Here is a 15,119-nt window from a genome sequence, read left to right as displayed (position 1 = left end):
GTTAGCGTTGAAGACGATGGCCACCACATTCGCCGATCAACTCCGGTCGCTGCCAGACGAGGCTCTGGGCGCGCTCATACAACTGCGCCCGGATCTCGTCATCCCGGTGCCGGCTGACATCTCGGCCCTCGCCGTACGCGCACAGTCCCGCAACTCGGTCACCCGCTGCCTGGACGGCCTCGACGAGTTCACCCTCGCCGTCCTCGACGCGGCCCGCCTGACCCGTGCCGCCGACACCGCCCTGACCTCGGTCCGCGCCGTGCTCGAGCTGACCACCGGCATCGCAGAGGAGGACGTCCGGCTCGCGATCGACCGGCTGCGCGTCCGCTTCCTGCTGCACGGGCCGGAGGACGGGCTCCAGGTGGTCGGCGCCGTCGACGAGGTCACCTCGCCGTACCCGGCCGGGCTCGGCCGGCCTGCCGACTTCCTCGACCCGCGGGCCGCCGCCCTCTGCGCCGACCCGGCCAGGCTGCGCCGCACCGTCCTCGCCGCCCCGCCCGGCGCGCGCGCGGTCCTCGACCGGCTCGCCGCCGGCCCGCCGATCGGGGCCCTCACCCGCGACGCCGTCGCCGAGCCGGTCCGCTGGCTCGTCGACCAGCACGTGCTGGTGCCCGTCTCGGAGGCCGGGCGGGCCCCACGCCCCGACGGCGAGCTCGTCGAGCTGCCCCGCGAGATCGGCATGCTGCTGCGCCGCGACACCGGGCCGCTCGGTGTGCTGCGCCCGTCCGCGCCCGTACCCGACGGCCCGGCCCGCAGCCGGCAGGCCGCCGACTCGGCCGGCGCCGGACAGACCATGGAGGCGGTCCGGGCCGCCGAAGCCCTTCTGGAGTCCCTGGCCGCCGAGCCGGCACCGGTGCTGCGCGCCGGCGGGCTCGGCGTCCGCGACCTCAAACGCCTCGCCAAGGCCGCCGGCGTCGACGAGGCCGGCGCCGCGCTGCTCGTCGAGATCACCTACGCGGCGGGCCTGCTCGGCGAGGCCGAGAACGGGCAGAGCCAGGACAACTTCCTACCCACCGGGGCGTACGACCTGTGGCGCGCTACCGGCATCGCACACCGCTGGGCCGCCCTCGCCCGGGCCTGGCTCACCATGACCCGGCAGCCCGGACTCGTGGGCCGCCGCGACGACCGCGACCGGCCGATCAACGCCCTCGCGCCCGACGCCGAGCGGGCCGGGGCGCCACAGGCCCGGCGGGAGGCCCTCACCGCCCTGGCCGAGCTCGGCCCCGGCGCCGCGCCCTCGCACGACGATCTGCTGGCGCTGCTGGCCTGGCAGGCGCCACGGCGGGCCCGCGGCCGGGAGACGGCCCACCGCGACGCCTACACCGGGGCGGCCCTCCTCGGGATCACCGGGCTGGGGGCGCTCACGTCGTACGCCCGGCTGCTCCTGACCGACACCGGCCCGGACGACACCGACCCGCTCGGGGTGCATCCGGAGGACGCCCACGCCGATGCCGTCCGCGCCCTGGACCAGCTGTTGCCCGCCCCGGTCGACCACCTCCTGGTGCAGGCCGACCTCACGGTGATCGTGCCCGGCCCACCGGAGCCCGAGCTGGCCACCGAGCTCGACGTGCTCGCCGAGCCGGAGTCGGCTGGTGCCGCCAGCGTCTTCCGCGTCACCCCGGCCAGCGTGCGGCGTGCCCTGGACGTCGGCTACCAGGCCGCCGACCTGCACGCGCTGTTCCGCCGACGGTCGCGCACCCCGGTCCCGCAGACGTTGACCTACCTGATCGACGACGCCGCCCGGCGGCACGGCGGTCTGCGCAGCGGTTCGGCCGGCTCCTACCTGCGCAGTGACGACGAGGCGCTGCTCGCCGAGGTCGTCGCCGACAGACGCCTCGGCCCCCTCGACCTGCGGCAGATCGCGCCCACGGTCCTGGTCAGCCCCCGGCCGGTCACGAGGCTGATCGGGGCGCTGCGCGAGAACGGGTATGCCCCGGTCGCCGAGGACGCGGGCGGCACCACCGTCCTGACCAGGCCCAAGGCCAGGCGCGCGCCGTCGCGTACCCCGCGGGTCGCCGAGCCTGCCGCCCCGGTCCTCGCCGGCCCCCGGCTGGCCGGTGTGGTCGAGCAGCTGCGCCGCGGCGACCAGGCCACCCGTGCGGCCCGGCGCGCGCCGGTCACCGTTCGCGCCGCCCACGGCCAGGCGATCCCGGGTCTGACGGCGGTCCAGCAGCACACCCAAGCGATGGCGGTGCTGCAGCAGGCGGTCCGCGACAAGGCCCGGGTCTGGGTCGGTTACGTCGACTCCCACGGCGCGACCCTGTCCCGCCTGGTCCGTCCGGTCTCGCTGTCCGCCGGTTACCTACGTGCCGAGGACGAACGGGGCGAGAGCCTGCACACCTTCGCCCTGCACCGGATCACCGCGGCGGTGACCGAGGAGTAGTCCCGGTCGGCGAGAGGTGGGGATATTGCCGGGTCGTGTGCCCCCGATTCACAGCACACGACCCGGCCGTAAGTACCGACGCGCGAGCGGGGCGAAAGGTTGTATACGACTTTCGTGGCACACTTGAGGGTCGTCTTTTTCGGCCTTCGGAGGATGTACGCGTGAGTGCCGGACCACTGATCGTGCAGTCGGACAAGACCCTGCTACTGGAGGTGGATCACCCGGACTCCCATGCCTGCCGGATGGCGATCGCGCCCTTCGCCGAGTTGGAGCGGTCACCCGAGCATGTGCACACCTATCGGCTGACCCCTCTCGGGTTGTGGAACTCGCGAGCCGCCGGCCACGACGCGGAGAGCGTGGTCGACGCGCTCATCAAGTTCTCCCGGTATCCGGTGCCGCACGCGCTGCTGGTCGACATCGCCGAGACGATGGACCGCTACGGGCGGCTGCAGCTGCTGAACGACCCGGTCCACGGGCTGGTCCTGCGCGGCCTCGACAAGATCGTGCTGATCGAGGTGGCGAAGTCGAAGAAGCTGGCCGGCATGCTCGGCAACCGCATCGACGACGAGACCATCGCGGTGCACGGCTCGGAGCGCGGGCGGCTCAAGCAGGCGCTGCTCAAGCTGGGCTGGCCGGCCGAGGACCTGGCCGGTTACGTGGACGGCGAGGCGCACGAGATCGACCTCGCTGAGGACGGGTGGACGCTCCGGTCGTACCAGCAGGAGGCCGTCGACGGTTTCTGGGCGGGTGGCTCCGGGGTCGTCGTGCTCCCGTGCGGGGCGGGCAAGACGCTCGTCGGCGCGGCGGCGATGGCGACCGCCAAGGCGACCACGCTGATCCTGGTCACCAACACGGTCGCCGGCCGGCAGTGGAAACGTGAGCTGCTGGCCCGGACCACGCTGACCGAGGAGGAGATCGGTGAGTACAGCGGGGAGCGCAAGGAGATCCGCCCGGTCACCATCGCGACCTACCAGGTGCTGACCTCGCGGCGCGGCGGCACGTTCACGCATCTGGATCTGTTCGGCGCCCGTGACTGGGGTCTGGTCATCTACGACGAGGTGCACCTGCTGCCGGCGCCGATCTTCCGGTTCACCGCCGACCTCCAGGCTCGCCGCCGGCTCGGGCTGACCGCGACCCTGGTCCGGGAGGACGGCCGCGAGGGTGACGTGTTCTCGCTGATCGGGCCGAAACGCTACGACGCCCCGTGGAAGGACATCGAGTCACAGGGCTGGATCGCGCCGGCCGAGTGCGTCGAGGTCCGGGTCACCCTCACCGATGCGGAGCGCATGTCGTATGCGGTGACCGAGGCCGAGGAGCGCTATCGGGTGGCGGCGACCGCGCGTACCAAATTGCCCGTGGTGAAGGCCCTGGTCGACCGGCATCCCGGCGAGCAGGTGCTGGTGATCGGCGGCTTCCTGGATCAGTTGCACGAGCTGAGCGAGTTCCTGGACGCGCCGATCGTGCAGGGCGCGACGACGAACAAGGAGCGGGAGCGGCTGTTCGACGCTTTCCGGGACGGTTCGGTTCGGACGCTGGTGCTGTCGAAGGTCGGCAACTTCTCGATCGACCTGCCGGAGGCGGCGGTGGCGATCCAGGTGTCCGGCACGTTCGGTTCGCGGCAGGAGGAGGCCCAGCGTCTGGGCCGGGTGCTGCGACCGAAGGGCGACGGCCGGCAGGCCCACTTCTACACGGTGGTCTCCCGCGACACGATCGACACCGAGTATGCGGCACACCGTCAGAGATTCCTGGCCGAGCAGGGGTACGCCTACAAGATCATCGACGCGGACGACGTGCTCGGGCCGCCCCTGCCCAAGATCGACTGAGCGACACACGCCGCCGCCTGAACAACCGGTCCCCCGGGCGGAGTTCCGTCCGGGGACCGGGTCGTGATCGACGCGTGCTTCGCCGGGCATCCGACGACGGCCGAGGTAGGCGACGTCAGCGGTACCAGGTGCGGGCCGTGGTGATCCGGGCGTTGCCGGCCCGGTCGTAGGCCCGTACCTGGAACTTGATCTTCTTGCCGTACTTCTTGGTGTTGATCGAGAAGGCGTACCCGGCCTTGTAGTCCTTCGCGACCACCTTGCCGTTGATCAGCAACTCGACCCGGGCGACGCCGTTCCTGTCGCTCGCCGAGGCGGTGACCTTCACGGTGCCCTTGACCTTGGCCTTGTTCTTCGGCGCCTTGGTCACCGAGAGCCGGGGCTTGGTGTTGTCGACGACGACCGGCCAGTCGAAGCGCCTCCAGTTGCCGAGCCGGTCGGTGATCGTCCAGGTCAGGGTGCGCGCGCCGTCGGCACCGGCCGGGATCGACCCGGTGTAGGGGGCCACGATGTCCACGGCGGCGCCCTTGAGCTGCGCGCTCGCGATGCCGGCCCGATCGGTGCCCTGGATGGTGCTGTGGATCCTGGTGCCACGGACGAGCGCGTTGTAGGCCGGCGCCACCGAGGTCACGTTCGGCACATCGGCGTCGACGAAATAGCCGGTGGTGACGATGCTCGTGTTGCCGGCCCGGTCACGGAGGTGGAAGACCGGCGGGGTCATGCCCTTGCGCGCGTTCCACTTGAAGGTCCACGGGCCGCCGGTCCGCCAGGTGGTGCCGATCGGCTCCGGCGCGTCCATGGAGATCTCGAGGATGTCGTCGGGGACATCGGTGAGCTCGATGGTCAGCGGCAGCGCCGGGATGACGGTGCCGGCGCCGGGATTGACCGTCACGGTCGGCGGGTCACGGTCGATGAACACGGTCGTCGCGGTCGAGGTGACGTTCCCGGCCGCGTCGTAGGCACGCACTTCGAGATCCACCGGTCCGGCCGCCCGGATCGTGGCGAGGGAGGGCTGGAACACGGCGACCTCCCAGGTGCCGGGCCCGGTGTCGGCGAGGCGCACCCGGCTGTGCCAGAGCTCCGCGCGAACCACGCCGACGTTGTCGCTCACGTTCGCGGTGATGTACGGGTTCAACCCGACGACACCGCCGGACGGGATGCTGAGGAAGCTGATGACCGGTGCGATGGTGTCGGCCACCGGGTCGTCGGCCGCCCGGGCGGGAAGCCCCGTGGAGAGCAGCAGCAGAGTGGACAGTGCGCTGATCGAAGCCCCGTGTTTCTTGATCATGGCGGCAGGCTATGGGAGACGATCATTCTCGTCGATCAGGCGAATGGACGATCCCGTACCGTCCCCCATTGCAGGGACAGACGCGTCGCGGCCCGCTCGGCACGGATCTCCATGAGATCGCCCAGGATGATCGCGCGGTCGACGACCACCACCTGGTCGTCCATGGCGTACGTGGTCCGCTCGCTCACGAACACCGCCTCCCCCGCCGGCCGGCGCAGATGCCCGGCGACCGGCTCAGCGAGCAGCCCCGGCACGATCCGCTCCGAGGCCCGCACGATCGTCGCCCCGGCCTCGGCCAGCGCCGCGTACAACGAGACCCGCCGGAATTCCTCGTCGGCCACGGCCGCCGCCCAGGGCAAGGGCACCGACGACGTCTGGTGGATGACCGGCCGGTCACCGAGCAGACGCACCCGCTCCAGGCGAAGACCCTCCTCCAGGGCGACCGAGACGACCTCGGTGGTCACCCGGTGGCCCTGCTCCCGGAGGTCCTCGACGAAGCTGCGCAGCGTGTCGACCCGGTAGGCGGCCTGCACCGGCGCGACGAAGGTCCCCCGCCCCGCCTGCTGGACGATCAGCCCTTCGTCGCGCAGCTCCTGCAGGGCCTGCCGCAGGGTCATCAGCGTGACCCCGTAGCCGGCGCTCAACTCCCGCTGGGCCGGCAGCGCGTCACCCGGCCGGTACTCCCCCGCCCTGATCTTGTCGGCGAGGTCGGTGGCGATACGCCGGTAGGCGGGGATCTTCACGGAACACAGTCTGGCCCATCACCGTCGAGGGCCTTGCGGAACCCGGCCAGCACCGCGCCCAGTTCCGCCGGTGAGGCGCCGTCGAGAATCCGCCGCATCAGCGCGGCCCCGATCACCACACCGTCCGCGGACTGTGCGGCGGTCACCGCGTGCTGCCCGGTGGCGATCCCGAAGGCGAGCAGCACCGGCTGGTCGGTGAGGGCGCGCAGTGCGGAGGCCAGGCGCCCGCCCGACTCGGCGAAGGAGGAACCTGTGGTGCCCATCGTCGACACCGCGTAGACGAACCCGCGGGACGCCTTCGCGATCTCGGCCAGCCGGTCGGCCGGTGTGGTCGGGGCGGCCAGCAGGACCAGGTCGATCCCGGCGGCGACGGCTGCGGACGAGAGCGAGGCCGACTCGTCGACCGGCAGGTCCGGCACGATCAGCCCGCGGATGCCGGCGGCCGCCAGGTCACGGCAGAACTCGACGGCGCCGCGGTGCACGACGAGGTTGTAGTAGGTCATCGCGATCAACGGGATGCCGACGTCCACTGTGGCGATCTCATCGAGCAGGCTCCGGACCGTCACCCCGCGGCGCAGCGCCGTGTCGGACGCCTGCTGGATGACCGGCCCGTCCAGGATCGGGTCGGAGAACGGCAGCCCGATCTCGATGGCGTCGGCGCCGTTGCGGGCGTATTCGCGCAGGTAGTCGGTCCAGTCCGGCCGGATGCCGCCGGTCACGTAGGGCGCGAGCAACGGCCGGCCGTCCCGGCGCAGATCGAGGGTCACGACGCCTCCATCAGGGTCGCCATGTCCTTGTCGCCGCGCCCGGAGAGCGTCACCAGCACCGTCGACCAGGGCGGGAGCTCCCCGGACTCGGCGGCGCGGATGACCCACGCGATGGCATGCGCGGATTCCAGAGCGGGGAGGATTCCTTCGGTACGCGCCAGCCTGCGCACTGCCGGGACGATCTCCTCGTCGCGCACCGTGACATACCGGGCGCGACCACTGTCCTTGAGGTGCGCATGCTCCGGCCCGATCCCGGGGTAGTCGAGCCCCGCCGCGATCGAGTGCGCCTCACTGACCTGCCCGAACTCGTCCTGTAGTAGGTACGACCGGAACCCGTGGAGCACACCGACCTGCCCGAACGCGACGGCCGCGCCGCCCTCGGCCTCGACGCCGACGAGCTGGGCCGGGGTGTCGACGAATCCGGCGAACGTGCCGGCCGCGTTGGAGCCGCCGCCGACGCAGGCCACCACGTAGTCGGGGATCCCGGTGCTGAGCTCGGCCGCGCACTGCTGCCGGGCCTCGTCACCGATCACCCGCTGGAACTCCCGGACCATCCAGGGGTACGGGTGGGGCCCCATCACCGAGCCTAGGCAGTAGTGGGCCTCGTCCACACAGGTCACCCACTGCCGGAGCGCCTCACTCGTGGAGTCCTTGAGCGTACGGGTGCCGCTGGTGACCGGAATGACCTCGGCGCCGAGCATCTTCATCCGGAACACGTTGAGCGCCTGCCGTTCGATGTCGACCTCGCCCATGAAGACGGTCACGTCGAGTCCGAGGAGCGCCCCGGCGGTGGCGGTGGCGACGCCGTGCTGCCCGGCACCGGTCTCGGCGAGCAGCCGGGTCTTGCCCATGCGCCGGGCGAGCAGCGCCTGCCCCAGCACATTGTTGATCTTGTGCGAGCCGGTGTGCGCCAGATCCTCACGCTTGAGCAGCACGTTCACCCCGAGCTCGGCGGAGAGCCGCCAGGCCGGGGTGAGGGCGGTGGGCCGTCCGGCGTGCACGGCGAGCAGCCGGTCCAGGTCGCGCCGGAACCGTGGGTCGGCCCAGGCCTCGCGGAACGCCTCCTCCAGCTCGGCGCAGGCGGGGACGAGCGACTCGGGCACATACCGCCCGCCGTGCTCCCCGAACCGCCCGTGCGCCCCGGGGTCGCTCATGACACTGGCGGCCGGCCGCGGCAGCGCGATCTCGGTCATGCCACACCTCCACTGTTCTATAACTGTGTTCTAGAACAGTTATACACAGCTTCGTGGGAAAACGAAACCGGCCCCGGCTCCGAGGATCCGGAGCCGGGCCGAAAGGCCGGGAAGGGGTCAGCGGCGCCAGGTGCGCACGCTGGTCACCGTCACATTGCCCGCCCGGTCGTACGCCCGCAGCTGGACCTTGATCTTCTTCCCGTACTTCCTGGTGTCGATCGCGAACGAGTAGGCGGCCTTGGTGTCGGTGGCCACCACCCTGCCGTTGATCAGCAACTGCACCTTCGCGACGCCGTTGCGGTCCTTGGCCGACGCGGCCACCCGCACCGCGCCCTTGACCCTGGCCCCGTTCTTCGGCGCCTTGGTCACCGCGAGCGCCGGCTTGGTGTTGTCCACCGTCACGGTCCGGTAGACGTCACGGCGGTTGCCCCAGCTGTCCACGACGTTCCAGACGAGAACCTGCCGGCCGTCCCGACGGAGCGGGAACCTCCCGATGTACGAGGACCCGCGGACGGTGAGCGAGCCGTTGACGGGGATCACCGTCTCGATCTTCGTGGAGTCCTTCAGGACCAGCGTCGTGGTGACGCTCCGGCCCCGGACCAGGGCGCCGTTGGCCGGCGTGGCCGACACCACCGCCGGAGCATCGGCGTCGATGGACATCCAGCCCTTGTTGACCGACAGGTTCCCCTGGGCGTCCCAGGCCCGCACCTCGAGGAAGGTCTCCCGGCTCCGGTCACCGAAGTCGTAGTCCAGGTCCCGGCCCGTCGAGCGCACCGCCCCGTCGACCCACCACTCGACGCGGTCGGCGTCCCCGAAGCCCCCGGAGAGGCGATTCCACCCGCCCCGAAGTTCCCACGGCAGGTCGGGCCAGCCGATGTGGACGGGCGGGCCCGCATTGTCGACGACGTATTGCGGCCGGTAGATCCTCTCGTTGTTCGCGGTGTCGCGGATCCGGACCCACAGCGCCTGACCCGGATTCTTGACGGTGTCCCAGGTCAACTGCCACGGCGCCGCGGTCACCGTGTCGAGGGTGCTCTGCCCCAGCGTCAGCCTGATCTGTGCCGTGTCGGCGGACACGTCCGACGCCGCGATGGTGACCGTCCCGGAGACGATCCCCTCAGACGGTGAGATGGTCGCGGTCGGTGCGGTCAGGTCGGTGTGCACCCGGGTGGTCGCTTCGGCGCAGCTCCCTCCGATCACACAGGCCCGCACGGTGACATCGACGTCAGCGTCGTCCGCCACGGTGCTGCCCAGGTAGGCGGTGATACCGCTGGATCGGGCGGTCTCGGCGCTCTCGCTCTTGCCCGCGCCGTTGATCAGGACGGCGACACGGTCGACGTCGTCGCTGAACACCGGCTTGAAGCGGGTGAAGGGGCCGAGCGGCTGCCCCTCGGTCAATCCGGTCGACGACAGCACCGGCAGTGGATCGTCGGCACGTGCGGGAATGCCGTGTCCGAGAAGAATGGTGGTGGTGATGGCGGCGGCAGACGCCACCCGGCGCAGATTCAACGCGCAGTCCCCCGATGAGAAGTGTCGCGATGGAACGTACCCGTCACGTCGTCGGGTGTCGATCCTGAACCGGCACCTCAGGACCGGGACGGAGCATCCCGGCGAGCAGATCACCGTGCTCCTCGACCCGGGTCAGAGTCTCGGCCGCGCCGCACTGCCACGACTCGGCCTCCCCGGTCGCCATCGCGACGACCTCGTCCCAGGTCAGCGGGGTCGACGCGGTCGGCTTATCACCGGCCCGCAGCGAGTACGGCGTGACCGTGGTCTTGGCCGCGGCGTTCTGGCTCCAGTCGATGAAGATCTTCCCGGGGCGCAGCTGCTTGGCCATCTTCGCCGTGATCGAGCCGGGCACCATCCTGGCCAGCTCCTCGGCGACCCGCTTCGCGTAACCGGACACGACCTCCGACGACTGGGTTCCGGAGATCGGGCAGCACAACTGCATGCCCTTCTTGCCGGACGTCTTCGGGTAGGCGCTGATGCCGTCCGCCGCCAACCGGTCGCGCATCAGCACCGCCACGGCACAGCACTCCCGGAGCGCCGCCGGGGCGCCCGGGTCCAGGTCGACGACCAGCAGGTCCGGGTCGGCGCCGATCCGCCACTGCGGGGTGTGCAGCTCGATCGCCGCGAGGTTGGCCAGCCACACCAGGGTCGCCAGCTCGTCGACCACCACGAAGTCGATGGTCTCCCGGCTCTTGGTGGACCCGGGCACCGGCAGTGTCTCCAGGCGCACCCAGGACGGCGTACCCCCCGGCTTGTTCTTCTCGAAGAAGTGCGCCTGGTCGACGCCGTTGGGATAGCGGATCCGGGTGACCGCCCGGCCCCGCAGGTGCGGCAGCATGAACGGGGAGATCCGCGTGTAGTAGTCGATCACCTCGGCCTTGGTGAAGCCGGCCGCCGGATACATGACCTTGTCCAGGTTGGAGAGCTCGAGGTCGCGGCCCTCGATGGTCACCGGGATCCGGTCACGGGGCATCGTCGGCACACTCCGCGGGTTTCTTGTCGTCACGCAACCGCAGGAACCGGGGGAAGCGCAGACGACGGTCGGGTGTCTGGTTGCCGTAGCGGATCTCGGCGACCAACTCCGGGCGTACCCAATGCGCCCCTTTGGAATCCTCGCGCGGCACGGCACCGGGAGCGAACGGCGAATCCGGGGTCGCGAGCGGCGCCAGCCGCGAGAGCAGGTCGCGCTCGGCCGCCGCGCCGATGCCGCCACCGACCCGGCCCCGGAAGGCCAGGCCGTCCGGGGTCGGCACGCCGATCAGCAGGCCGCCGAGTTTGCGCGCCCCGGGCCGCCAGCCGCCGATGACGTAGTCGCCGGTCCGGTCGAACTTGACCTTGATCCAGTCCGGCGAACGGAGTCCGGGCAGGTAGACCGAGTCGGAGCGTTTCGCCATCACGCCTTCGAGCCGGTTCTCCCGGGCAGCGGCCTCGGTGGCCGGTCCGTCGCCGAAGGACGGCGGCACCATCCAGCGCGGGCCGGCCAGGTCGAGCTCCTCCAGGCGCTCGCGCCGGGCCAGGTAGGGCAGTCCGGTGTAGTCCATGCCGTCGAGGTAGAGCAGGTCGAAGATCAGGTAGGTGACCGGGAGCGTGGCCGCCAGCCGGGCCGCCTTGCTCTTGTCGCGGACGTGCATCCGCTCGGCCAGCGCGGTGAACGAGGGCCGACCCTCCGCGTCGAAGACCACCATCTCGCCGTCGAGCAGGGTGCCCTCCGGCAGGTGCAGGTCGGCGATCTCCGGGTAGGCGGCGGTGACCACGGCGCCGGACCGGGCGTAGAGGGCGGGCGGCCCGCCGTTGAAGAGCCCCAGGACGCGGACCCCGTCCCACTTGAACTCGTAGCTCCAGTCCGGGCCCACCGGCAGCCCGCCCGCGGTCGCGAGCATCGGGGTGAGCGGTGATCCGGACACCCGATCACCATAGGCAGAAGCATTCACCTTACGCAGGCGTCCCAGTGATGCCATTCTGAGGACATGCGAGCGATCTGGAAGGGCGCTGTCTCATTCGGTCTGGTGTCGATCGCCGTCAAGCTCTATTCGGCGACCGAGGAGAAGGACATCCGCTTCCACCAGGTGCATCGCACCGACGGGGGTCGGATCAAATACCAGCGCACCTGCTCGGTGGACGGCGAGGTGGTCAGTTATGACGACATCGCCAAGGGCTACGACATCGGTGGCGGCGAAATGGTGATCTTGACCGATGACGATTTCGCCGACCTGCCCCTGAGCACGTCCCGGGCCATCGACGTGCTGGAATTCGTCCCGGCCGAGCAGATCGACCCGATCCTCTTCGCGAAGTCGTACTATCTGGAACCCGAGGGCCAGGCCACGAAACCCTACGTGCTCCTGCGCGACGCGCTGCGGGACGCCGAGCGGGTGGCCATCGTCAAGATCGCGATCCGGCAGCGTGAGCAGCTCGCCACCCTCCGGGTCCGCGACGACGTGTTGGTCCTCAACACGATGATGTGGCCCGACGAGGTCCGTACCCCCGACTTCGGTTTTCTCGACGACGACATCGAGACCCGCCCGGCGGAGCTCGCGATGGCCGCCTCGCTGATCGACTCGATGGCCGGCAGCTTCAAGCCCGACGAGTTCACCGACAACTACCGGACCGCGTTGCAGGAGGTCATCGACGCCAAGGTCGAGGGCCGCGAGGTGGTCCAGCCGGAGGAGGCCGAGGAGGCACCGGCGGCGGCCATCGACCTGATGGCGGCGCTCAAGGCCTCCGTCGAACGCGCCAAGCAAGCCCGCGGCGAAAAACCATCAGGGGGTACGGACGACGCGCCCCCACCCGCGAAAAAGGCGTCCCGGGCGCCCCGTGCCCCGGCCGCGAGGAAAACCACTACGCCGCGGAAGGCCACCAAGAAGTCGGCGTGACTAATCTTCTCCCATGGGACTTGCATGGTCGGATTCTTACCTCGGCAAGGTGCGGGCCAGCATCGGCGACACCGACACGATCTTCTTCGTCGGCGCGCGCACCGTGGTCTTCGACGAGCAGGGCCGCCTGCTGTTGATCCAGCGCTCCGACAACCATCGCTGGGCCATCCCGGCCGGTGCCATGGAGCTGGGCGAGAGCATGCAGGACTGTGCCGTCCGTGAGCTGTGGGAGGAGACCGGGCTGCGGGCCACATCCCTGACGCCGTATGCGTTCTACACGGCCTACACCTACACCAACGAGTATGCGCACACGTACCAGCAGGTGCTGATGACGTTCGTGGTGCACTCCTGGGAGGGCGAGCTGCTCCGGCAGACCGAGGAGAGTGTCGACGCCGGGTTCTTCCCACTGGACGCGCTCCCCGGCCAGAAGTCGTTCGTGATCGACGAGGCGCTCGCTGACCTGGCCACCTTCCGCGAGACCGGCGTCCTCGTGATGAAGTAAGGGTGTCCTAAATCGCGGTGCGCCGTCCGGTTCACTGGGGCAGGATGACCCTTCGTGACCTCGAAGCGCCGCCTGAGCCTGGATCTGTCCCCGTTACGCACCTCCCGGGACTTCCGGCTCGTCTTCATCGCCGGCCTCGTCACCGCGTTCGGGTCGTTCATCAGTTACGTCACCATCCCGTACCAGGTGGCGAAGCTGACCGACGACCCGCTGATGGTCGGCCTGATCGGCGTCTGTGAGCTGCTGCCGCTGATCTTCATGTCGTTCGTGGGCGGCGCGCTGGCCGACTACATCGACCGGCGCCTGCTGGTCTGGGGCAGCGAGGCCGCACTCGCGGTGATCTGCGGCATCCTGCTGGTCAACTCGCTCTCCGACGAGCCGCACCTGTGGCTGCTCTACGTGGCCGCGTTCCTCACCGCAGCGGTCGCCGGCCTGCAGCGCCCGGCCCTGCAGGCGATGGTCCCCCGGCTGGTGAAGCCCGAGGAGCTGCCGGCCACCATGTCCCTGCAGTCGCTCAGCATGCAGTTCGCCCAGCTCGCCGGCATGCCGCTGGCCGGCATCCTGCTCGCCACCTTCGATCTGGCCTGGGTGTACGCGTTCGACCTGCTGACCTTCGCCGTCTCGCTGCTCTGCCTGTTCCTGGTGAAGGCGGTCCCGCCGCCGGTGGCCGCCGACCGCCCGTCGGTGAAGAGCGTGGTCGTCGGCCTGAAGTACGCGAAGTCCCGCCCCGAGCTGCTCGGCACCTACCTGGTCGACATCAACGCGATGTTCTTCGGCATGCCGGCCGCCCTGTACCCGTTCCTGGCCGACGACCTCGGCGGCCCGAAGGTGCTGGGCCTGCTCTACGCGGCGCCCGCGGTCGGGTCGTTGCTGGCCACGATCGGCTCCGGCTGGACGGCCCGGGTGCACCGGCACGGCCTGATGGTGCTGATCGCCGCGGCACTGTGGGGTGTGGGCATCGTCGGCGTGGGCCTGTCGAACACCCTGTGGCTGACCCTGTTCTGCCTGGCCTTCGCCGGCGCGGCCGACATGGTGTCCGGCCTGTTCCGCATGATCATCTGGAACCAGACCATCCCCGACCACCTGCGCGGTCGCCTGGCCGGCATCGAGATGCTGTCCTACACGACCGGCCCGCTACTCGGTCAGCTCCGGGCCGGCGCGATGGCCCGCACCAGCCTGGGTGTGTCCGGCTCCATCTGGGTCGGTGGTGTCCTCTGCGTCGCCGGGACCCTGGCCCTGGCCGCGGCCCTGCCCAAGTTCCTCCGCTACGACGGCGAGCACGGCATGGCCCTCAAGAAGGCGGCGGACGACGAGTGGAACGCCACCGCCGCCTCCCGCACCGCGCAGCCGCTCAATTGACGCAGGCGCCTGCTGCGAGGCCTACTCGACCTTGACCGCGTCGTAGGCCGTCTGCGCCTGGCGCAACAAGCTGCCGGCGTAGACGACCTTCCACAGTCCGGCCCGAGGGGCTCAGGCGGCCAGGCGATCGACCAGCGCCTCGCAGAAGGCGGGCAGGTCGTCGGGGTTGCGGCTGGTGATCAGGGTGTCGTCCACGTAGACCTGCTCGTCGACCCAGGTGGCGCCGGCGTTGACCAGGTCGGTACGCAGGCTGGGCCAGCTGGTCAGGGTGCGGCCGTCGACGACGCCCGCCTCGATCAGTGTCCACGGGCCGTGGCAGATGGCCGCGACCGGCTTGCCCGCGGCCATGAAATCGCGCACGAACCGGACCGCGTCCTCGTCCGCCCGCAGGAAGTCCGGGTTGGCGACGCCGCCGGGCAGGACCAGCGCGTCGTACTGCTCCGGGTCGGCGTCGCGCACCGTCTTCTCGACCTGGTACGTGCCGGCCTTGTCCATGTGGTTGACGGCCTGGATCTCGCCGTCCTCGAGGGAGATCAGCTCGGCCTGCCCGCCGGCCGCCTCGACCGCCTTACGTGGCTCGGTGTACTCGACCTCCTCCACGCCGTCGGTCGCGAGGAACGCGACCCGCTTCCCCTTGATCGTTGTGGTCGCCATGACTGTCGCCCCTCTCGGTCGCCGGGAATCC

At 70.5% G+C, this 15,119-nt stretch carries 13 protein-coding genes; 5 read left to right on the top strand and 8 right to left on the bottom strand.

Translation table 11 applies throughout. The features are described 5' to 3' along the window. Positions 1-16 precede the first annotated feature (16 nt). On the top strand, positions 17-2,383 hold the full coding sequence (locus ACQPZW_RS01870; protein ID WP_433793114.1) for a helicase-associated domain-containing protein: 2,367 nt from the start codon (positions 17-19) through the stop codon (positions 2,381-2,383). Between the two features lie 161 nt (positions 2,384-2,544). Continuing rightward, entirely contained in the window at positions 2,545-4,206 is a 1,662-nt protein-coding gene (locus tag ACQPZW_RS01865) for a DNA repair helicase XPB (protein WP_433793113.1), read from the top strand. Between the two features lie 115 nt (positions 4,207-4,321). Here the strand turns inward: ACQPZW_RS01865 and ACQPZW_RS01860 are convergent, their stop codons facing one another. From ACQPZW_RS01860 to ACQPZW_RS01830, 7 genes are all read right to left on the bottom strand, one after another. Next, positions 4,322-5,491 carry an Ig-like domain-containing protein gene (locus ACQPZW_RS01860; protein ID WP_433793112.1) on the bottom strand — a complete coding sequence of 390 codons (1,170 nt, stop codon included), beginning with the start codon at positions 5,489-5,491 and terminating at the stop codon, positions 4,322-4,324. 35 nt (positions 5,492-5,526) lie between these two features. Further along, positions 5,527-6,234, bottom strand: coding sequence for a GntR family transcriptional regulator (locus ACQPZW_RS01855; RefSeq protein ID WP_433793111.1), 708 nt, complete (start codon positions 6,232-6,234; stop codon positions 5,527-5,529). Then, the gene (gene trpA, locus ACQPZW_RS01850) at positions 6,231-7,001 is read right to left on the bottom strand and encodes a tryptophan synthase subunit alpha (RefSeq protein ID WP_433793110.1); all 771 of its coding nucleotides are present in this window, start codon (positions 6,999-7,001) and stop codon (positions 6,231-6,233) included. The genes ACQPZW_RS01855 and trpA overlap by 4 nt, the downstream gene beginning before the upstream one ends. Continuing rightward, on the bottom strand, positions 6,998-8,194 hold the full coding sequence (gene trpB, locus ACQPZW_RS01845) for a tryptophan synthase subunit beta (protein WP_433793109.1): 1,197 nt from the start codon (positions 8,192-8,194) through the stop codon (positions 6,998-7,000). The genes trpA and trpB overlap by 4 nt, the downstream gene beginning before the upstream one ends. Before the next feature lie 117 nt (positions 8,195-8,311). Next, positions 8,312-9,688: an Ig-like domain-containing protein gene (locus ACQPZW_RS01840; RefSeq protein ID WP_433793108.1), complete on the bottom strand. Its 1,377-nt coding sequence runs from the start codon at positions 9,686-9,688 to the stop codon at positions 8,312-8,314. A 58-nt stretch (positions 9,689-9,746) separates the two neighbouring features. Beyond that, a complete protein-coding gene (gene ligD, locus ACQPZW_RS01835; protein ID WP_433793107.1) occupies positions 9,747-10,676 on the bottom strand; it encodes a non-homologous end-joining DNA ligase in 930 nt (309 codons plus the stop codon). Further along, a complete protein-coding gene (locus ACQPZW_RS01830) occupies positions 10,666-11,583 on the bottom strand; it encodes an ATP-dependent DNA ligase (protein ID WP_433797390.1) in 918 nt (305 codons plus the stop codon). Before ACQPZW_RS01830 ends, ligD begins: the two co-directional genes overlap by 11 nt. 87 nt (positions 11,584-11,670) lie before the next feature. On the opposite strand from ACQPZW_RS01830, the gene ACQPZW_RS01825 reads away from it, so the two are divergent. The 3 genes from ACQPZW_RS01825 to ACQPZW_RS01815 are packed head-to-tail and all read left to right on the top strand — an operon-like array spanning position 11,671 to position 14,434. Further along, a complete protein-coding gene (locus ACQPZW_RS01825; protein WP_433793106.1) occupies positions 11,671-12,573 on the top strand; it encodes a Ku protein in 903 nt (300 codons plus the stop codon). A gap of 13 nt (positions 12,574-12,586) precedes the next feature. Further along, a complete protein-coding gene (locus tag ACQPZW_RS01820) occupies positions 12,587-13,075 on the top strand; it encodes an NUDIX domain-containing protein (protein WP_433793105.1) in 489 nt (162 codons plus the stop codon). 54 nt (positions 13,076-13,129) lie between these two features. Further along, positions 13,130-14,434, top strand: coding sequence for an MFS transporter (locus ACQPZW_RS01815; RefSeq protein ID WP_433793104.1), 1,305 nt, complete (start codon positions 13,130-13,132; stop codon positions 14,432-14,434). 111 nt (positions 14,435-14,545) lie between these two features. On the opposite strand, the gene ACQPZW_RS01810 is transcribed toward ACQPZW_RS01815, so the two are convergent. Continuing rightward, a complete protein-coding gene (locus ACQPZW_RS01810) occupies positions 14,546-15,088 on the bottom strand; it encodes a type 1 glutamine amidotransferase domain-containing protein (RefSeq protein WP_433793103.1) in 543 nt (180 codons plus the stop codon). Positions 15,089-15,119 lie beyond the last annotated feature (31 nt).

This window comes from Actinoplanes sp. CA-252034 (genome assembly GCF_050956125.1).
Taxonomy (GTDB): domain Bacteria; phylum Actinomycetota; class Actinomycetes; order Mycobacteriales; family Micromonosporaceae; genus Actinoplanes.
Note: the sequence above shows the minus strand (reverse complement) of the source record. Positions and strands in the feature narration are given on the sequence as shown.